The following is an 18,696-nucleotide window of genomic DNA, read 5'->3' on the forward strand; positions in this document are numbered from 1 at the left end:
GATGGGGAGAGCGCGGCGAAACCCATCGACAGCATCCAACGTGAAGCGCGATGGGTTTCGCAACTGCTCTACCCATCTTACGGGCTGAAGGCGACATTCGCGAACATTGCTCACGTAGCGGAAAACTCGGGTCGCGTTCACATAAAATTGCTGGCGATTGCGAGATGAGAGACATCGCTTCGCGACGAAAAATCGGCACATTCCAATTCCCAACAATTAGCTCGAAACACAGCGGGCCAGGTCACTGCCAACTCGTCACGGGAGATGCGCAACATGATCATGTGGGATCGGACATCGCGAGGGCATCAGGGCTGCCTGAACTGTTGCGGCCCGCTGTCGTCGCGCCGCGACTTTCTCGCTGGAGTAGGCGCACTCGGATTGGCTTCGGCCATTCCGACAATTGCAGTCCACGGACAGACCAGGCCCGCGCTGATCGACACCCACCTTCATTTCTATCCGCTCGAATATCAAAAGCTTTGGCTTGGCTACGAAGACGCACGCAAGCAGCCGCACTTTCCCGGTCAGGTGGCCTGGACCCGCGAAAAGCTCGTCGAGGACATGGACCGCAATGGCATACGCACCGGCATTCTGTCGGTCGCCTCCACGCCGGGCGTATGGTTCGACCTCGGACCGGCGGAAGCCGGCCGGCTGGCGCGCGCCTGCAACGAATACGCGGCGGAGATGATGCGCGACCATCCGGGTCGCTTCGGCCTGTTCGCGACCCTGTCGATGCTGGACATCGATGCCACGCTGAAGGAGATCGACTATGCATTCGACACACTCAAGGCGGACGGGATCGGCCTGCAAAGCAGCTACGGCGACAAATGGCTTGGCAATGCCGCGTACAGGCCGGTGTTCGAAGAGCTGAAGGGCGGTCGTTTACGTGCATCCGCTGGTCGCGAGCTGCTGTAGTGCGCTCAGCGTCGGCACGTTTCCGGCGGTGATCGAAGTCCCGCACGACACCACACGGACCGTGACGAGCCTCCTGCTCAGCGGCACATTTGCCCGCTACCGCGACATCAAATGGTTGTTCTCGCACGCCGGCGGCACGATCCCGATGATGGCGGGGCGGATCAATTCGTTCTATGGGGCGCGGCCCGATCTGAAGGAGTTTGCGCCGGAGGGGATCGAAGGCGAACTGGCCCGGCTCCACTACGACACCGCGAATGCGACGTTCGCACCGTCCATGGCCGCGCTGCTCAAGCTCGTGCCGGCCTCCCAGATCACCTACGGCAGCGACTATCCGTATTTCGGCCTTGGCCAGTTGGCGCAGTTGCAGAAGCTCGGACTCCCGGCAGGGGATCTCGATGCGATCGGCCATGAGAACGCGATACGCCTCGTTCCCCGGCTGAAGGCTTAGAGCATCATCTTGAAAAGCGTGGCGGGCTTTCAGCCTGCGCGCGGGCCTTGTTCACAGTCGCGGCCACGATGACATCATGCCAGTGTTTTGCCCGACGGGTCAACTTTACGTCGTCTGCGGATGCCGCCGCGACGCGGTCCGAAAACCCCTTATCGATCAAGAAGCCATCTACTGTGCATGGGGTTGTTTTCGACGTTTTGGGTCTGGGCCCCAAAAAAATCTGCGAGAGGCCCTCACTCCGCCTGCAAGAACTCCGCGATCGCCGCCCCCGCCGCGACGGTGCCGAGCTTGCCTCCGACGTCGCGCGTCGCCCTGCCCGCGCGAAGCGCCTTCGCCACCGCCGCCTCGATCGCGCGCGCGGCTTCCTCATAGCGCACCGCGCCGGTCTTCTCGCCGTGCCAGGCCAGCAGCAGCGCCGTCGACAGGATCAGCGACACCGGATTGGCGACGTCCTGCCCTGCGATGTCGGGCGCCGAGCCGTGCGCCGCCTGCGCCATGGCGTGGCGGTCACCGACATTGAGCGAGCCGCCGAGGCCGAGGCTGCCTGACAGCTCCGCGGTGAGATCGGACAGGATGTCGCCGAACATGTTGGTGGCGACGATGACATCGAAGCGATCGGGGTTGCGCACCACATGCGCCATCATGGCATCGACCAGGATGTCGTCGACTTCGAGGCCGGGATAGGCCTTCGCCGCCTCGCGGCAGATGTCGAGGAACATCCCGTCGCCGATCTTGAGCACATTGGCCTTATGCACAACGGTGAGATGCTTGCGCCGCTTCATCGCCAGCCGGCAGGCGGCGTGCGCGATGCGCTCGCAGCACAGACGCGTGATCCGGCGCAGCGAGATCACGACATCAGGCGTGACCAGCAGCTCGCCATTGCCCTGCTCCATGTTGCGGTCGGCATAAAACCCTTCCGTGTTCTCGCGCACCACCACGAGATCGAATTCGCCGAGCCGGCCGGGCCGCCCCGCATAGGTGCGCGCCGGCCTGACATTGGCGTAGAGGTCGAGGCCCTTGCGAAAGTGCCTGGACGGATTGATCTCGCCATGCGCCTCGTCCTTGAAGTCGAAGGTCGCGGTCGGGCCCAGGATCAGGCCGTCGGCGGCGCGGACGATGTCGAGCAGCTCGGGACGCACCGTGGTGCCGAACTGTTTGAGGCTCGCATGCCCGACCGCATGCTCCTCCAGCCGCAGATTGAGCTGGAAGCGCTCGGAGGCCGCGCGCAGCACGCCCGATGTCGCGGTCGTGATCTCCGGTCCGATGCCGTCACCGGGCAGAACGACGAGTTGCATGATGATCCCCCTGGATTGCAGCAGCCGGCGCGATCATACGCCGGCGCGCGGCCGCATCGCCCCGCCTTCGCGCATACACAGCATGCAAGCATATGCCTGTGGAAGCAGGCTTGGCCGTAGTACATGCCCAAAGTCCCCTGAGCCACGCCGCCGGAGCAACGCGCTAACGCAATGACAATCACGTTACCTGCCGCCGCGCGCGAGCCCGACCACACCGTCGCCGACGGTCTGCCGCCTGCGCAGCGGCGCTGGGCGATCGCCGCCATCTTCACCGCGCTGGCGATGGCCTCGCTCGACACCGCGATCGCCAACATCGCCCTGCCCGCCATTGCCGCCGACCTGCATGTCAGCCCGGAGCAGTCGGTCTGGGTCGTCAACGTCTACCAGATCGCACTGGTGGCGACGCTGCTGCCGCTCGGCGCGCTCGGCGAGATCGTCGGGCACCAGCGCATCTATCTCGGCGGCCTGATCCTGTTCACCATCGCCTCGCTGTTCTGCGCGGTGGCATGGTCGCTCGACAGCCTGCTGGTCGCACGCACGCTGCAGGGCCTCGGGGCCAGCGGCATCATGAGCGTCAACACCGCGCTGGTGCGCTTCGTCTATCCCGGACGCATGCTCGGCCGCGGCTTCGGCCACAACGCGCTGGTGGTCGCGACGGCGTTCACGTTCGGGCCTTCGGTCGCCTCGGCCATTCTCGCGCTCGGCCCGTGGCCGTGGCTGTTCGCCGTCAACATCCCGTTCGGCCTCGTCGCCACCGGCATTGGCTTTGCGATGCTGCCGAAGACGCCGCGCGCCGATCACGGCTTCGATTTTCTCGGCGCGCTGCTGGCGTCGGCCTGCCTCGGCCTGTTCATCACCGGCATCGGCAGCGCCGCTCACAATCTGTCGCCTGTTATCGTGGGAATCGAGCTGGTCGCGGCTCTCGCGCTCGGCTTCGTTCTGACTCGCCGCCATGCGGACCATCCTGCGCCGATGCTTCCGATCGATTTGTTCAGCCGACCGATGTTCGCCCTGTCGGCGGCGACCGCTGTGTGCTCCTTCGCGGTTCAAGGCCTCGCCTTCGTCTCGCTGCCGTTCTACTTCGAGGACGTGCTGGGCCGCTCGCAGGTCGAGACCGGATTCTTCATGACGCCGTGGCCACTGGTGGTCGGCATCATGGCGCCGATCGCCGGGCGCCTCTCGGACCGCTATGCCGTCGGCCTGCTCGGCGGCATCGGCCTCGTGCTGCTCGGCCTCGGCATGGCGCTGCTTGCGATGCTTCCGGCCAATCCCGCCATCCCCGACATCATCTGGCGGATGGTGATCTGCGGCATGGGGTTCGGCTTCTTCCAGGCGCCGAACATGAAGGCGGTGATGTCGAGCGCACCGCCCCATCGCAGCGGCAGCGCCTCCGGCATCGTCGCCACCGCGCGCCTGACGGGACAGACGACCGGCGCGGCACTCGCCGCGGCCTGCTTCGGGCTCGCCGGCCACGAGGGTGCAACGGTGGCGCTCGCGCTCGGCGCCGGCTTTGCCGCACTCGGCAGCGTCATGAGCTTCCTGCGGCTCGCCGTGAAGTAGGGCTATCAGGCCAGATGCCGGGCCGCCGCCACGTCGATCGTCGCCGCCGGGATCACGGTCTGATCGTCCAACTCGGCCAGCCGCACGTCGATGGCTTCGATGACCTTGCGCGAGAACGGCCCGAGATGCGCATAGGCCGCGATCATCTGCACCGCGATGCGCGCCGATGACGTGTCGCGCTTGGCGCAGTTCATGAAGGTTTGCCACAGCGGCCCGCGCGCCTCGGGAAGCGCGGTGACCACGCGGTGCACGGTCTCCATCGCGCCGATCTTGGAGCGAATATCACCCTCGACGAGGTCGTCGCGCTGCCTGGAGCGATCGAGCAGGGTCATCAACTTATCGACACGGCCGGCATAGGCCGCGGGGCTGTAGATACGCTCCAGCACCGTCTTGTAGTCGGTCAGGATATCGCGCAACGGCCGGACCGGATCGAAATTGATACCGCCGGTGCACTGATCGCCGCCCGTGACCGGGGCAATATCGTGACCCGCGTGCAGCCGGCCTTCCTTGGCGAGACGCCGCGTGAGCTGCGTGTTCGGCAACGCATAGAGCAGGCCGACCATCGCGACCGGGATCGCGGCCTCCTCGATGAAGTCGACCATGGCATCGGCCATCGAGAGCTTCTCGTTGTCGAAGCCGACGATGAACCCCGCGGTGACCAGCATTCCGGCGGCGTAGATCTTGTGGATGCTCTCGGCGATGTTGCGCCGTGTGTTCTGCTTCTTCCGCATCGAGACCAGGGTTGCGGGATCCGGACTTTCGATGCCGACGAAGACAGCGAAGAAATTGGCGGCCCCCATCAGGTCGAGCAATTCAGGATCGTCGGCGAGATTGACCGAGGCCTCGGTCGACAATTCGAACGGATAGCCGTGCGCGCGCTGCCATTCGGCCAGTTGCGGCAGGAACAGGCGGAGCGACTTCTTGTTGCCGATGAAATTGTCGTCGACGAAGTCGAGATGGCCGCGATAGCCCATCTGGTAGAGTCTCTCGAGCTCGGCCAGCATCTGCTCGTTGGTCTTGGTGCGCGGCACGCGTCCGTAAAGCTCGATGATATCGCAGAACTCGCAGGTGAACGGGCAGCCGCGCGAATACTGCACACCGAGATAGAGATAGTCCTCGAACTTGAGCAGATCGAACCGCGGCACCGGCGTCGTGGTGACGTCGGCCTGGAACTTCGGCGCGATGAAAAGGCCGGCGCGCGCACCGCCCTCCCAGGCCGCGATGAATTCGTCGATGACGCTTTCGGCCTCGCCGAGCACCCGGAAGTCGGCCTTCTCGTAGACGTGCGGGCTGGAGGTGGGGTCGGGACCGCCGACCACCACCGGCTTGCCTGCTGCGCGGCACACGTCGATCAGGCGCAGCGTGTCGGCTTGCTGCGGCATCATTCCGCCGGTGAAGACGACGTCAGCCCAGGCGAGATCGTCCTCACCGAAGGACGCCGTGTTGCAATCGATCAGCCGGACAGTCCAGTCCTCGGGCAACATCGCGGCGACCGTGATCAGGCCGAGGGGCGCGGCGGGGCGCTTCACGCCCATCAATTTGCAGGACTCGCCAAAGCTCCAGAAAGACTCCGCCGTAAACAGCGGATAGAGCATCAGCACGTTGCAAGGGCTTGCCAAGTTCATGGAACTCCTTTTGACTCGGCTGCAGTGTAGCAAAGCGTTTCGGTCTTGCATCCCGGCAAAGCGGACAAACTGTCGCCGCAGCGCAGCGGAACACGCCGGAGCGTCGTCCCAAGCCGGGCATTGGCGCCTTGAGAGACGTCGCGCACCCGACGAGTTCCGGGGCCAAACACCGCAGTCCCCATAATCTTCCCTCAGCCACGCGAATCTTCGATAGCCACCCCGCGGACTATTGATTTGAACAGTTCCAATATGCCGGACACATTGCGCCCCTGAGTCCATTCGGTGGATTGGGCCAATCAGGGGACTTGCGATGGCAAACCTAACAATCAACGGAAAAACCTTCACGCTCGACGTCGAGCCGGATACGCCCCTGCTCTGGGCGATCCGCGAGAATGCCGGTCTGACCGGAACCAAATATGGCTGCGGCATTGCACAATGCGGCGCCTGCACCGTTCACATGGACGGCGTCGCCACCCGCTCCTGCGGCATTTCGGTCAGCGAGGCCGAGGGCAAGAAGATCACCACGATCGAGGGGCTCGCGTCCGGCGACACGCTGCACAAGGTACAGGCAGCCTGGATTGCCAAGGACGTTCCGCAATGCGGCTATTGCCAGAGCGGCATGATCATGGCCGTGGCGGCGCTCCTCAATGAGAAGCCGAAGCCGACCGACGCCGACATCGACGAGGCCATCACCAATATCTGCCGCTGCGGCACCTTCCAGCAGGTGCGCGAAGCGATCCACACGATCGCCAGCGCATAAGGAGCCGTCACATGAACAAGCACATCTCTCCCAGGATGAACCGCCGCGCCTTCGTCGTCGGCACCGCCGCTGTTGGCGCCGGCCTCGCAATCGGCCTTGACCTGCCCTTCGGCGGACCCGCCGTGGTCCGCGCGGCCGACGGCTCGCCCGAGGTCAACGCCTGGGTCGTGGTCCGGCCCGACGACACCGTGGTGATCCGCATTGCCCGCTCCGAGATGGGCCAGGGCTCGCTCACCGGCCTCGCCCAGCTCGTCGCCGAAGAGCTCGAATGCGACTGGTCGAAGGTGACGACTGAATATCCGACACCCGGCCAGAGCGTCGCCCGCAAGCGGGTCTGGGGCGATTTCTCGACCGGCGGCAGCCGCGGCATCCGCTCTTCGCAAGATTATGTCCGCAAAGGCGGCGCCACCGCGCGCGTGATGTTGATCGAGGCTGCCGCGAACGAGTGGAAGGTGCCGGCCTCCGAATGCACCGTCGCCAGGGGCGTCATCACGCACAAGGCATCGGGCAAGACGACGACCTACGGCAAGGTCGCCGAAGCCGCCGCCAAGATGACGCCGCCGGCCGAGGTCAAGCTCAAGGATCCCAAGGACTGGACAATCATCGGCAAGGGCTTGCTGCGGCTCGACACCGCCGACAAGACCACCGGCACGATGGTCTACGGCATCGACGTCAAGCTGCCGGGCATGCTGAACGCCGCGATCAAGGACTGCCCGGTGTTCGGCGGCAAGCTGAAGAGCTATGACGAAGCCAAGATCGCCGGCATGAAGGGCGTCAAGAAGGTCGTCAAGGTCGGCGATACCGCGGTCGCGGTCGTTGCCGACACCTGGTGGCACGCCAAGACCGCGCTCGACGCGCTGCCGATCGTCTGGGACGAGGGCGACAACGCCAAGGTCTCCAGCGAGTCGATCGCGAAGTGGCTGGCAGAGGGTCTCGACAACGACCAGCCCGCCTATGTCGGCAACAAGAACGGTGACGCGAAGGCGGCGATCGCTGGCGCCGCCAAGAAGATCGAGGCCGTCTACAGCTATCCCTACCAGAACCACGCCACCATGGAGCCGATGAACGCCACCGCGATCTACACTGCGGACAAATGCGAGGTCTGGTGCGGCACGCAGAATGGCGAGGCGGCCTTCGCGGCCACGCTCGAAGCCTCGGGCCTGCCGGCGGAGAAGTGCGACGTGCACAAGGTGATGCCCGGCGGCGGCTTCGGCCGGCGCGGCCAGACCGACTATGTCCGCCAGGCGGTCATGATCGCCAAGCAGATGCCGGGCACGCCGATCAAGCTGGTGTGGTCGCGCGAGGAGGACATGGCGCACGGTCGGTATCACCCGATCACCCAGTGCAAGATGACCGGCGCGTTCGACGCCAACAACAATCTGGTCGCGTTGCACTACCGCCTGTCCGGACAGTCGATCCTGTTCTCGCTGCGTCCCGAAGCGCTGCAGAACGGCATGGATCCGGCCGCATTCCAGGGCGTCGCCCAGTCCGGCGAGGCCGCGTTCGGCTACTCGGTGCCCAATCTCCTGGTCGAGCATGCGATGCGCAACCCGCACGTTCCGCCCGGCTTCTGGCGAGGCGTGAACGTCAACCACAACGCGATCTACACGGAATGCTTCATGGACGAGCTGGCCCAGGCCGCAGGTCAGGACCCGCTCGAATTCCGCCGCAAGCTGATGGGCAACCATCCCAAGCATCTGGCGGTGCTCAATGCCGTGGCCGAGAAGATCGGCTGGACCACGCCGGCGCCGAAAGGCGTCTATCGCGGCATTGCGCAGGTCATGGGCTATGGCAGCTATGTGGCAGGCGCCGCCGAAATCTCGGTGACCGACGGCAACAAGATCAAGGTGCATCGTATCGTCGCCTCCACCGATCCGGGCTACGTCGTCAACCCGGCGCAGGTGGAGCGGCAGATCGCCGGCTCCTTCGTCTACGGCCTATCCGCGCTGTTCTACGGCGGCTGCACCGTCAAGGACGGCAAGATCGAGCAAACCAACTTCGACACCTACAACTCGATGCGCATCAACGAGATGCCGAAGGTGGAATCGGTGATGGTGCCGAGCGGCGGATTCTGGGGCGGCGTCGGCGAACCGACCATCGGCGTCGCGGCGCCGGCGGTGCTCAACGCCTATTTCGCGGCGACGGGCAAGCGCATCCGCTCGGTGCCGCTGCGCGACCAGAACATCACCTTCGCGTGAGAGACGCCGCGGCGGCCAGATCGGTCGCCGCGGCATTTTCCGGACAAGACTCATGAATGTGCCGGTGACACGGCGGGATGCCCTCCTCGGCATCACCGCTGTAGCCACATCGCTCGCCACACCTTCGATCCTGCGCGCACAATCGGCGGGCCGCATCGTCGTGGTCGGCGGCGGCTTTGGCGGAGCAGCCTGTGCTCGTGCGCTCAAGCGTGCGCAGGCCAACTTGCAGGTCATCCTGATCGAACCCAACGCGGTCTTCACCTCCTGCCCTTTCAGCAACCAGGTGGTCGCTGGCTTGCGCGATATTCACGCCCAACAGTTTGACTATGACAGGCTCGCCGCGGAGGGCATCATCGTGATCGGCGAGGCCGTGACCACGATCGAACCGCAGCAACGCAGCGTCATGACGGCTGATGGCGTTGCTCTGCCCTACGACCGTCTCGTGCTCTCTCCCGGCATCGACTTCAACTTCGAAGCCCTGCCCGGCTACGACGCGACCACCTCGGAGAAAATGCCGCACGCCTGGAAGGCCGGCCCGCAGACACTGCTGCTGCGCCGGCAACTGGAGGCGATGGATGATGGCGGCACGGTCGCCATCGCGATCCCCGCCAATCCGTCACGCTGTCCGCCGGCACCTTACGAGCGCGCCAGCCTGATCGCCCACTACCTGAAGACGAAGAAGCCGCGCTCGAAGGTGCTGATCCTCGATGCCAAGGACAATTTTTCGCAGCAGCGGCTGTTCGAGCAGGCCTGGAAAGAGCTCTACGGCGACATGATCGAGCGCGTGGGACTGTCGCAGGGCGGTCGCGTCACTTCGGTCGATCCTTCGACCCGGACCATCGTCACGGAGTTCGGCAACTACACGCCCGACGTCGCCAATGTCATCCCGCCGCAGCGCGCCGGGCACATCGCCGAGGTCGCGGGCGCTGCGAATGCGACCGGCTGGTGCCCGATTGATCCTGTGACCTTCGAGTCAAAACTCGTCCCAAACATCCACGTCATCGGCGACGCCTGTCTCGGCGGCGGTATCCCCAAATCGGCCTCCGCCGCGAGCGCGCAAGGCAAGGCCTGCGCGGCCACCATCGTCAACCTGCTCGCGGGCCGTGCGCCGGAAACGCCACGCCTGAACGGCGTCTGCTACAACACCGTCGCACCCGGTTACGGCTTCTCCCTTGCCGGCAACTACCAGCCCAAGGGCGATATCTTTGCCGAGGTCGAGGGCGGCGCGACCAGCCCGGTCGATGCGCCGCGCGAGACGCGCGCCCGTGAGGCGGCGGAGGCCGAGCGCTGGTTTCGCACCATCACGGCGGACACCTTTGGCTAAAGCATCCGTCCATATCGCAGCGCTGATCGCTGCCAGCATTGCCTGCGCTGCGAACGCGGACGAGCTTGTGCCTTACAAGATCGCCGGCGACGGCATCGCAGACTCGCTCACCGGCTCACCCGGTGACGCCATACGCGGCCGCGCATTGGTGCTGGCCCGCACGACGACCTGCATCCTTTGCCATTCCGGTCCGTTTCCGGAAGCGCGGTTCCAGGGCGACCTCGCGCCCGATCTTGCCGGTACCGGGAACCGCTGGACGGCGAGCCAGTTGCGGCTTCGGCTGGTTGACGCCTCGCGCTTCAACGCGGAGACCATCATGCCGTCCTATTATCGCTACGCGGGCCTCCTCCGCGTCGGGCGCAATTTCGATGGCAAGCCGATATTGTCGGCTGCGGAAATCGAGGACATCGTGGCCTTTCTTGCAACGCTTCGGGACTAGGACTGTTCATGCCAGCCACGCGACGACAATTCTTGAGCCTTGCCGGGAGCGTGACGGTGGCCGGGACGATTCCGATCGTCACGATGCGTCCGCTCGAGGCGACACCGGCAATGCTCAGCACCGCGATCCGCAATGTCGTCGGTGAAGCGTCGATCCGCAACGGCAAGGTGAAGCTCGACATTCCGCCGCTGGTCGAGAACGGCAACACGGTGCCGATGACGGTGAGCGTCGCGAGCCCGATGACGGCGACCGACTACGTCAAGAGCATCCACGTCTTCAACGAGAAGAACCCGCAGCCGAACATCGGCAATTTCTATCTCAACCCCTCCTCCGGACGTGCCCAGTTCTCAACCCGGATCCGGCTCGCCGACACCCAGAAGGTGGTGGCGATCGCCCGGCTCTCCGACGATACGTTCTGGCAGGTTGCCGCCGACGTGGTCGTGACGCTGGCGGCCTGCACCGAGGAGGTGAACTGATGACCGCCCTCATCAACGTTCCCGCCAAGGCCAGACGCGGCGACGTCATCGAGATCCGCACGCTGACCTCGCACATCATGGAAACCGGCTTTCGCCACACCATGGACGGCGCGCTGGTGCCGCGCGACATCATCACCAGCTTTACCTGCCGCTACAACGGCACCGAGATCTTTCGTGCCGATCTGTTTCCGGCGATCGCCGCCAACCCCTATCTGTCCTTCTTCACAGTCGTGCAGGAGAGCGGCAAGTTCGAGTTCGAATGGATCGGCGACAACGGCTATTCATCCACCGCATCGGCATCGATCACGGTCGAATGATTTTTTGGCGCGCGATAGCGGCGGCGGCACTGCTGACTGTGACCCCTGCCCTGCTCGCCGGCGAAATCCCGCGCGATGCACGACGCTCCGGCTATTCGTTCATGGGGCCCGAGACGCGCGCCATGCAGGACGACGACACGTCCAATCCGGGCATGCTGTTCGTGCTCGACGGCGAAGCACTGTGGGGAAGGAAGACCGGCGGCGCCGACAAATCCTGTGCCGACTGCCATGGCGACGCGCGCACCAGCATGAAGGGCGTCGCGGCACGCTACCCCGCCTTCGACAAACCACTCAGCCGCCCCGTAACGCTCGACCAGCGCATCAATCTCTGCCGCGCTGATCATCAGCAGGCTGCGCCACTGCCTTACGAGAGCCGCGACCTCCTGGCACTGTCCGGCTTCGTCGCCCACCAGTCCCGCGGCGTCGCGATCACGGCTGGCGATGCCCCCGAATTGAGACCGTTCGTTGCGCGGGGCCGCGACCTCTTCATGCAGCGCGAGGGTCAGCTCAACCTCGCCTGCGCGAATTGCCACGACGACAATTTCGACAAGCGCCTCGCCGGCGCACCGATCACGCAGGCGCAGCCGACCGGCTATCCACTCTACCGGCTCGAATGGCAGACGCTGGGATCGCTGGAGCGGCGCTTGCGCAGCTGCATGACCGGCGTTCGCGCCCAGGCCTTTGATTACGGCTCGCCAGAACTGGTCGCGCTCGAACTCTATTTGATGTCGCGGGCGCGCGGCCTGCCGATGGAAACACCGGCCGTCCGGCCCTGAGACGAAAACGGCCGGGATATTTCCCGGCCGTCTCGCGAGCACCCTAAGTCGACGTCTATTCCGCCGGTGCGGCGTGCAGCTCCGGATGTGCGGCATAGTGCTCGGTGGCGCCGAGCTTGCTGGCCGCGAACAGGCCGGCCGCCATCGCGGCATAGGCGAGCGCCACCGCGGGCGTGACGCCGAAGCCGCCGCCGATGCCGACGGCTTCACCATGCATGAAGCCGAAATAGGTGAGCACAGCGCCAACCAGGGCGAACGCCGAGGCCTTCTCAAAATCACGCTCGATGATGAACACTCCGATCGCGCCGAGGATGAGGCCGCCGAGGATGGAGCCACCGCCCATCACTTCAAGCCCGTGATAGAACACGCCCTGCTGCGGCAGCGCTGCGATCGCCGCGGCCTTGACCGCATCGGCCTTGTCGGCGGCAAGACCACCGACCGAGGTCGCCGCCATCATGGTCGAGCCCAGCATCGTATCGATCTGGAGCTTGGCCCAGGCCGCCAGGTGCGGTGTCAGCGCGAGCACGATCGCTGGCGCGTGCTTGACCGGTGTGGTCTGGAAGGCCTGCGCGCCGATCAGCATGCCGATATAGAGCAGGATCGGCGAGATCGCGACGACGGGCACGAGTGCCAGCAGTACCGAGATGATGCCGAGCCACGCCAGCACCACGACCATGATGCCGGTCGCGGCCGAATAGCCGATGCGCCCCCCCATCGCCTTCCAGCCGGGATGCCCGATATAGACGGCGTTGATGAACGGGTTGCCCATCAGGCAGCCGATCAGGCTGACGACGCCGTCGGCGGTCAGCACGCGCGTGGTCGGATATTCGTCGCCGGCCGCTTCCGCACTCTCGACATTGTCCATGGCCTCGACGAGGTCGTAGATGCCGAAGGGAATGGCGGTGACCAGGATGATGCCGAGGAATTCGAAACCGGAGAAAACGTAGCCCACCGCCGGGATCGGCACCGAGAAGCCGAAGTTTGCGAAAGCGTCTCCGACGCCCTTGACGCTCAAGCCGCCAAGACCGAGGCCGAACAGGTTCGAGCCCCAGGCGATGACCATGCCGACCGCGATCGCGACAAGACCGGCGGGAATGCCGCGCCAATATTTCACGCCGCCGAACCAGCTCACCAGGATGATGGCGAAGCAGACGAGGCCGATCTGCGGCGTCATGTACATTTCGAGTGCGGGCCGCATCGAGATGAAGGTGACGGAGACGCCTGCGAGCGTGCCGAGCAGCGCCGCGCGCGGCGTGATCCTGCGAATGAACGGCGCGATGAAGCCACCGATCATGAGGATGAAGCTCTGGAAGAACACCCAGACGAGGCCGGCCGACCAGCCCTTCAGCGGATCACCGGTCTTGATCGTGATCGGCAGCATGATCACGAAGGTGACGATGAACATGTGCGGCACGCTGACGCCGGAGGGCAGCGCGCAAACGTCGGTGCGGCCGGTCTTCTGAGCGAGGCGATAGGCGAGATATGCGTAATAGAAGGTCGACAGGCACATCATCAGCCCGAGCGCGGGCAGGATGCGGCCGAACACGAGACTGTCCGGCATCTTCAGGACGAAGCGCAACAACCCGGTGAGCACCAGCATGTTGACGAGGATGTTGGTGCCGAAGCCGAAAAATGCGTTCCAGTCGCCCGATGTCCATAGTGCCGGCTTGAACTCAGACCTGCCGGCCGTCCCCGTCAATGTGCTCATGATATTTCCCCTATGTGGTCGAAACCTTCATTGCCTCCAAAACCGCGGCTGAGCTTGCGACCCAGCCGAAGATGCCGCCCTGGGCCTTGATCATCTTCAGGCCCATCTCGTGAAACTCGGGGAAGTAGGATGCGCAGCCGTCCGAAATGACGACGCAGCGATAGCCGCGGTCATTGGCCTCGCGCACGGTGGTGTTGACGCAGACTTCTGTGGTCACGCCACACACCAGAAGATTCTCGATGCCGTATTTCTCCAGTACGTCCGTGAGCTCGGTAGCGTAGAACGCACCCTTGCCGGGCTTGTCGATCACGACCTCGCTGTCGAGCGGATAGAGCTCGGGGATGATGTCGTGACCGGCTTCGCCGCGAATGAGAATACGCCCCATCGGGCCGGGATCGCCGATGCGAAGGCTCGGCGCGCCGCGCTCGACTTTCGCCGGCGGCGCATCCGAGAGATCCGGCAGATGTCCTTCGCGGGTGTGGACCACCAGCATGCCGGTGTCGCGCGCCGCTTGCAGTACGGCACCGATCGGCTTCACGGCGCGCGCAAGCTGGCTGACGTCATTGCCGAGGGTCTCGCCGAACCCGCCGGGCTCCATGAAATCGCGCTGCATATCGATAATGAGAAGCGCGGTACTCGCCCAATCGAGCTTGATCGGATCGGGCTCGGCGCTGATGACGCCCAGTGTCGGCTTGGTTGAGTTCAACATGACTCAAGGCCCCCGCGAGAACTCTCTTGCCAGGAGTTCTGCAAACGCCGTGCCATTGTGTACAATAGCTTTGGAGCATGCGGTGCGATGGATTTCGTTGCTTACTCAGAAACTTACGCCCGCAACCGGTCGCTGCTTATTCCCTGTGCGACGGCTTTGCGACGTGCATTTGCTCAAAGGATGAGCGGCGAAGCGGCGTGTCGCTCGCCGTCATTCCGGGGCGAGGCGCAAGCGTCGAGCCCGGAATCCATTTCACGTCATCGTTTGTGGCCCGATGGATTCCGCGCTCGCGCGACGCGCGCCCCGGAATGACGAGGAGAAGGCTTGGCGACGCCTTGCGCCCCCGCCGATACTCTCCCTCATACGGCGCGTGCGAATCCCTCAGCGTCGCCTTGTCGAATACGAGCGTCCTCCACAAGCAGCCATGACCAGCAGGAGCGACACGGATGCGGCTAGCCGTATTGACTTCGCCGGCCCATGCTCTTGACTGTCACAATTAGCGTCGCGCAGCCGCAATCCCTCCCGCAGCGCAAAATTCCACGCTGGACATCGAGACGAGGACTTCTGAAATGACGCTGATGCAGGTCGAGCTGGATGACAAATACAGGCTCGAATCGAAGCGGATCTTCCTGTCCGGCACCCAGGCCCTGGTTCGATTGCCCATGCTGCAGCGCGAACGCGACCGGCTCCAGGGGCTCAACACCGGCGGCTTCATCTCCGGCTATCGCGGTTCCCCGCTCGGCATGTACGACCACGCGTTGTGGCGCGCGAAGTCGCACCTCCAGCAGCACGACATCGCCTTCGTCCCCGGCCTGAACGAGGACCTCGCGGCAACCGCGGTCTGGGGCAGCCAGCAGGTCGGCCTGTTTCCCGGCGCCAAGGTCGATGGCGTGTTCGGCATCTGGTACGGCAAGGGTCCCGGCGTCGACCGCTCGGTCGACGCGCTCAAGCACGCCAATGCGGCCGGCACATCGCTCAATGGCGGCGTGCTCGCGCTCGCGGGCGACGACCATGGCTGCCAGTCCTCGACACTGGCGCATCAGAGCGAGCAGGTGTTCGCGGCGGCGCTGATCCCCGTGATCAATCCGGCGACGCTGCAGGATTATCTCGACCTCGGCCTCTATGGTTTCGCGCTGTCGCGCTTCTCCGGCTGCTGGGTCGGCTTCAAGGCGATCAGCGAGACCGTCGAGAGCTCGGCGTCGATCTACAGCGACCCCGAGCGCATTCAGATCAAGCTGCCCGATGATTTCGAGATGCCGCCCGGCGGCCTCAACATCCGCTGGCCCGATCCGCCGCTGGACGCCGAGCGGCGCCTGTTCGGCCCGAAGATGGCCGCGGTCCAGGCTTTCGCCCGTGCCAACCAGCTCGACCGCATCGTGCTCGATTCCAAGCCGGCTCGGCTCGGCATCGTCGCGACCGGCAAGGCCTATCTCGATTTGCGCCAGGCGCTGGCCGACTTAGGCATTACCGACAAGGACGCGCAGGACCTCGGCCTTCGCATCTACAAGGTCGCGATGACCTGGCCGCTGGAAGAGAGCGGCGCGAAGCGCTTCGCGGAAGGTCTGCAGGACGTGCTCGTGGTCGAGGAGAAGCGCGGCTTTATCGAAGACCAGCTGATGCGCATCCTCTACAACATCGATGCGTCGAGGCGCCCGACCGTCACCGGCAAGCGCGACGAGAGCGGCGCGCCGCTGCTGCCGAGCGAAGGCGAACTGACGCCGACCATCGTTGCAGGCGCGCTGGTGGCGCGGCTTCGCAAGCTCGGCCATCACAGCCCGGTGCTGGAGCAGCGTCTCGCCCGGCTCGAGGCGTTCGACCACCCCATCGCCGCCGCCACGCAGATCAAGCTCGCGCGCACGCCGTTCTTCTGCTCGGGCTGCCCTCACAACTCTTCGACGAAAGTGCCCGAAGGCAGCCGCGCCATGGCCGGCATCGGCTGCCACGGCATGGCCCTGAGCATGCCGACCCGCCGAACCGATCTGATCTCGCATATGGGCGCCGAGGGCGTGAACTGGATCGGCCAGTCGCCCTTCACCACCGAGCAGCACATCTTCCAGAATCTCGGCGATGGCACCTACACGCATTCCGGGCTGCTCGCACTGCGCGCGGCCTCCGCTGCCGGCATCAACATCACCTACAAGATCCTCTACAACGACGCCGTGGCGATGACCGGCGGCCAGCCGGCCGAGGGCGCCTTCAACGTCGCGCAGATCGCGCACCAGGTCTGGGCCGAGGGCGTCAAGCGGCTCGCGATCGTCTCCGACGATCCGGGCAAGTACCCGGAAGGCAATTACTTCCCGCAGGGCGCGACCATCCATCACCGCCGCGAACTCGACGCCGTCCAGCGCGAGCTGCGCGACATCAAGGGTCTCACCGTCGTCATCTACGACCAGACCTGCGCCGCGGAAAAGCGCCGCCGCCGCAAGCGCGGGCTCTATCCCGATCCCGCCAAGCGCGCCTTCATCAACGAGCTCGTCTGCGAAGGCTGCGGTGATTGCTCGCAGGCCTCCAACTGCGTCTCGGTGCAGCCGCTGGAAACCGAGTTCGGCCGCAAGCGCCAGATCGACCAGTCGAACTGCAACAAGGACTTCTCCTGCGTCGAAGGCTTCTGCCCGAGCTTTGTCACCGTGCATGGCGGCACGCTGAAGCGCATCAAGACCTCGTCAGTCGATTCAGGCCAGCTGTTCGCCGACCTGCCACTGCCGCCGGCGCGCGAGCTGGACGGTCCCTACAACATCCTCGTCACCGGCATCGGCGGCACCGGCGTCATCACCATCGGCGCCCTGCTCGGCATGGCTGCCCATGTCGACGGCCGCGGCTGCTCGGCGCTGGACTTCACCGGCCTGTCGCAGAAGAACGGCGCGGTGATGAGCCATGTGCGCATCGCCCCGAGGCCTGAGGACATCTCCGCCGTACGCATCACCACGGGCGGTGCCGACGTCATTCTTGGCTGCGACATGATCGTCTCGGCAGGTCCCAGCGCGCTCAGCCGCGCCGAACGCGGCGTCACCAAGGCTTACATCAACGCCGACCTGCAGCCGACCGCGAGCTTCGTGCAAAACCCCGATCTCGATTTCGAGATGGGCACGATGCAGACCGTGCTGCGCGACGCGATCGGCGAGAAGAACCTGGACATCATCGACGCGACAGGCATTGCCGCCGCTCTGATGGGCGACAGCATCGCAACCAATCCCTTCATGCTCGGCTTCGCCTTCCAGAAGGGCGCGATTCCGCTGTCGCTGGAGGCCCTGCTCCGCGCCATCGAGATCAACGGCGCCGCGATCGAGATGAACAAGCTCGCCTTCACCTGGGGGCGCCTGGCAGCCCACGACATGTCGCGGGTGCGCAGCGTGGTTCAGTTCAAGAGCCGGGCGAGCGCGCCGACGAAGTCCCTCGACGACATCATCGCCACCCGCGCGGAGTTCCTGACCGGCTATCAGGACAAAGCATATGCAGATCGCTACCGCGCGGCTGTCGCCAAGGTGCGCAAAGCGGAGAGCGCCGCTTCGCCCGCGTCCACGGAGCTGACCGAAGCTGTCGCAAAGAACCTTTTCAAGCTGATGTCCTACAAGGACGAGTACGAGGTCGCGCGGCTCTATACCGACGGCAGCTTTGCCAGGAAAGTATCGGAGAAGTTCGACGGCGATTTCTCGCTGAAATTCCATCTCGCACCGCCGATCTTCGCGCAGCGCGACAAGACGACCGGACATCTCCAGAAGAAGGAATTCGGCGGCTGGATGATCCACATCTTCCGCTTGCTGGCAAAGCTGAAATTCCTGCGCGGCGGTGCGCTCGACTTGTTCGGCCGCACCGAGGAGCGCAGGACCGAGCGGAGGCTGGTCGAGGATTATCTCGGCATGATCGACCAGCGGATGGCTGGGCTGAAGGCTGAGCAGATCCCGCTGCTGACACGGCTCGCCCGCGTGCCGCAGACCATCCGCGGCTTCGGCCATGTCAAGGAAGCCAACATCAAGCTGGCAGCAGCCGAGAAAGCGCGGCTGGAGGCGGAGCTGGAGAACAGCCGGTTTGCTGCCGCGGCGGAGTAGCGATTGGAGCGCACACTCTCTCCCGTCATTGCGAGGAGCCCTTGCGACGAAGCAATCCAGCGTCTTTCGGCAGAGACAGTCTGGATTGCTTCGCTGCGCTCGC

General features: G+C 64.8%; 15 protein-coding genes. 11 read left to right on the forward strand and 4 right to left on the reverse strand.

The window, feature by feature from the left end:
• Window positions 1–264 precede the first annotated feature (264 nt).
• Window positions 265–912 (forward strand): amidohydrolase family protein, encoded by a 648-nt coding sequence (locus FNV92_RS26245; protein WP_283812486.1) that lies wholly within the window; start codon window positions 265–267, stop codon window positions 910–912.
• Window positions 884–1,360, forward strand: a complete 477-nt coding sequence (locus tag FNV92_RS26250; protein ID WP_283812485.1) for an amidohydrolase family protein — start codon at window positions 884–886, stop codon at window positions 1,358–1,360. The genes FNV92_RS26245 and FNV92_RS26250 overlap by 29 nt, the downstream gene beginning before the upstream one ends.
• 233 nt (window positions 1,361–1,593) lie before the next feature.
• On the opposite strand, the gene FNV92_RS26255 is transcribed toward FNV92_RS26250, so the two are convergent.
• On the reverse strand, window positions 1,594–2,655 hold the full coding sequence (locus FNV92_RS26255) for an isocitrate/isopropylmalate dehydrogenase family protein (RefSeq protein ID WP_143843941.1): 1,062 nt from the start codon (window positions 2,653–2,655) through the stop codon (window positions 1,594–1,596).
• Window positions 2,656–2,826: 171 nt separating this feature from the next.
• On the opposite strand from FNV92_RS26255, the gene FNV92_RS26260 reads away from it, so the two are divergent.
• The gene (locus tag FNV92_RS26260) at window positions 2,827–4,215 is read left to right on the forward strand and encodes an MFS transporter (protein ID WP_143843940.1); all 1,389 of its coding nucleotides are present in this window, start codon (window positions 2,827–2,829) and stop codon (window positions 4,213–4,215) included.
• Window positions 4,216–4,220: 5 nt separating this feature from the next.
• Here FNV92_RS26260 and FNV92_RS26265 read toward each other — a convergent pair whose 3' ends face one another.
• Complete coding sequence (locus FNV92_RS26265) at window positions 4,221–5,840, reverse strand: B12-binding domain-containing radical SAM protein (RefSeq protein ID WP_143843939.1); 1,620 nt, start codon at window positions 5,838–5,840, stop codon at window positions 4,221–4,223.
• A gap of 310 nt (window positions 5,841–6,150) precedes the next feature.
• Here FNV92_RS26265 and FNV92_RS26270 point away from each other — a divergent pair, with 310 nt between their 5' ends.
• The 7 genes from FNV92_RS26270 to soxA are packed head-to-tail and all read left to right on the forward strand — an operon-like array spanning window position 6,151 to window position 12,130.
• Window positions 6,151–6,600: a (2Fe-2S)-binding protein gene (locus tag FNV92_RS26270; protein WP_015687731.1), complete on the forward strand. Its 450-nt coding sequence runs from the start codon at window positions 6,151–6,153 to the stop codon at window positions 6,598–6,600.
• 11 nt (window positions 6,601–6,611) lie between these two features.
• Window positions 6,612–8,798, forward strand: a complete 2,187-nt coding sequence (locus tag FNV92_RS26275; protein WP_143843938.1) for a xanthine dehydrogenase family protein molybdopterin-binding subunit — start codon at window positions 6,612–6,614, stop codon at window positions 8,796–8,798.
• Between the two features lie 52 nt (window positions 8,799–8,850).
• Window positions 8,851–10,122, forward strand: coding sequence for an NAD(P)/FAD-dependent oxidoreductase (locus FNV92_RS26280; RefSeq protein WP_143843937.1), 1,272 nt, complete (start codon window positions 8,851–8,853; stop codon window positions 10,120–10,122).
• Window positions 10,115–10,561: a sulfur oxidation c-type cytochrome SoxX gene (soxX, locus tag FNV92_RS26285; RefSeq protein WP_143843936.1), complete on the forward strand. Its 447-nt coding sequence runs from the start codon at window positions 10,115–10,117 to the stop codon at window positions 10,559–10,561. The genes FNV92_RS26280 and soxX overlap by 8 nt, the downstream gene beginning before the upstream one ends.
• 8 nt (window positions 10,562–10,569) lie before the next feature.
• Window positions 10,570–11,037 (forward strand): SoxY-related AACIE arm protein, encoded by a 468-nt coding sequence (locus FNV92_RS26290; RefSeq protein ID WP_143843935.1) that lies wholly within the window; start codon window positions 10,570–10,572, stop codon window positions 11,035–11,037.
• Complete coding sequence (gene soxZ, locus FNV92_RS26295; protein ID WP_143843934.1) at window positions 11,037–11,354, forward strand: thiosulfate oxidation carrier complex protein SoxZ; 318 nt, start codon at window positions 11,037–11,039, stop codon at window positions 11,352–11,354. The genes FNV92_RS26290 and soxZ overlap by 1 nt, the downstream gene beginning before the upstream one ends.
• Complete coding sequence (gene soxA, locus FNV92_RS26300; RefSeq protein ID WP_168213557.1) at window positions 11,351–12,130, forward strand: sulfur oxidation c-type cytochrome SoxA; 780 nt, start codon at window positions 11,351–11,353, stop codon at window positions 12,128–12,130. The genes soxZ and soxA overlap by 4 nt, the downstream gene beginning before the upstream one ends.
• Window positions 12,131–12,185: 55 nt before the next feature.
• Here the strand turns inward: soxA and FNV92_RS26305 are convergent, their stop codons facing one another.
• Complete coding sequence (locus FNV92_RS26305; RefSeq protein ID WP_143843932.1) at window positions 12,186–13,838, reverse strand: regulator; 1,653 nt, start codon at window positions 13,836–13,838, stop codon at window positions 12,186–12,188.
• Window positions 13,839–13,848: 10 nt separating this feature from the next.
• On the reverse strand, window positions 13,849–14,547 hold the full coding sequence (locus FNV92_RS26310) for a cysteine hydrolase family protein (protein WP_143843931.1): 699 nt from the start codon (window positions 14,545–14,547) through the stop codon (window positions 13,849–13,851).
• Window positions 14,548–15,116: 569 nt separating this feature from the next.
• Here FNV92_RS26310 and FNV92_RS26315 point away from each other — a divergent pair.
• Window positions 15,117–18,593, forward strand: coding sequence for an indolepyruvate ferredoxin oxidoreductase family protein (locus tag FNV92_RS26315; RefSeq protein ID WP_143843930.1), 3,477 nt, complete (start codon window positions 15,117–15,119; stop codon window positions 18,591–18,593).
• Window positions 18,594–18,696 lie beyond the last annotated feature (103 nt).

Origin of the sequence: Bradyrhizobium cosmicum (genome assembly GCF_007290395.2) — a bacterium.
Classification (GTDB): domain Bacteria; phylum Pseudomonadota; class Alphaproteobacteria; order Rhizobiales; family Xanthobacteraceae; genus Bradyrhizobium; species Bradyrhizobium cosmicum.

Bases quoted from the DNA above. Each gene is read 5' to 3' on its own strand.
- FNV92_RS26245 (WP_283812486.1), top strand. From the start codon at position 265: ATGCGCAACATGATCATGTGGGATCGGACATCGCGAGGGCATCAGGGC.
- FNV92_RS26255 (WP_143843941.1), bottom strand. From the start codon at position 2,655: ATGCAACTCGTCGTTCTGCCCGGTGACGGCATCGGACCGGAGATCACG.
- FNV92_RS26260 (WP_143843940.1), top strand. From the start codon at position 2,827: ATGACAATCACGTTACCTGCCGCCGCGCGCGAGCCCGACCACACCGTC.
- FNV92_RS26265 (WP_143843939.1), bottom strand. From the start codon at position 5,840: ATGAACTTGGCAAGCCCTTGCAACGTGCTGATGCTCTATCCGCTGTTT.
- FNV92_RS26270 (WP_015687731.1), top strand. From the start codon at position 6,151: ATGGCAAACCTAACAATCAACGGAAAAACCTTCACGCTCGACGTCGAG.
- FNV92_RS26275 (WP_143843938.1), top strand. From the start codon at position 6,612: ATGAACAAGCACATCTCTCCCAGGATGAACCGCCGCGCCTTCGTCGTC.
- FNV92_RS26280 (WP_143843937.1), top strand. From the start codon at position 8,851: ATGAATGTGCCGGTGACACGGCGGGATGCCCTCCTCGGCATCACCGCT.
- FNV92_RS26290 (WP_143843935.1), top strand. From the start codon at position 10,570: ATGCCAGCCACGCGACGACAATTCTTGAGCCTTGCCGGGAGCGTGACG.
- soxZ (WP_143843934.1), top strand. From the start codon at position 11,037: ATGACCGCCCTCATCAACGTTCCCGCCAAGGCCAGACGCGGCGACGTC.
- soxA (WP_168213557.1), top strand. From the start codon at position 11,351: ATGATTTTTTGGCGCGCGATAGCGGCGGCGGCACTGCTGACTGTGACC.
- FNV92_RS26305 (WP_143843932.1), bottom strand. From the start codon at position 13,838: ATGAGCACATTGACGGGGACGGCCGGCAGGTCTGAGTTCAAGCCGGCA.
- FNV92_RS26310 (WP_143843931.1), bottom strand. From the start codon at position 14,547: ATGTTGAACTCAACCAAGCCGACACTGGGCGTCATCAGCGCCGAGCCC.
- FNV92_RS26315 (WP_143843930.1), top strand. From the start codon at position 15,117: ATGACGCTGATGCAGGTCGAGCTGGATGACAAATACAGGCTCGAATCG.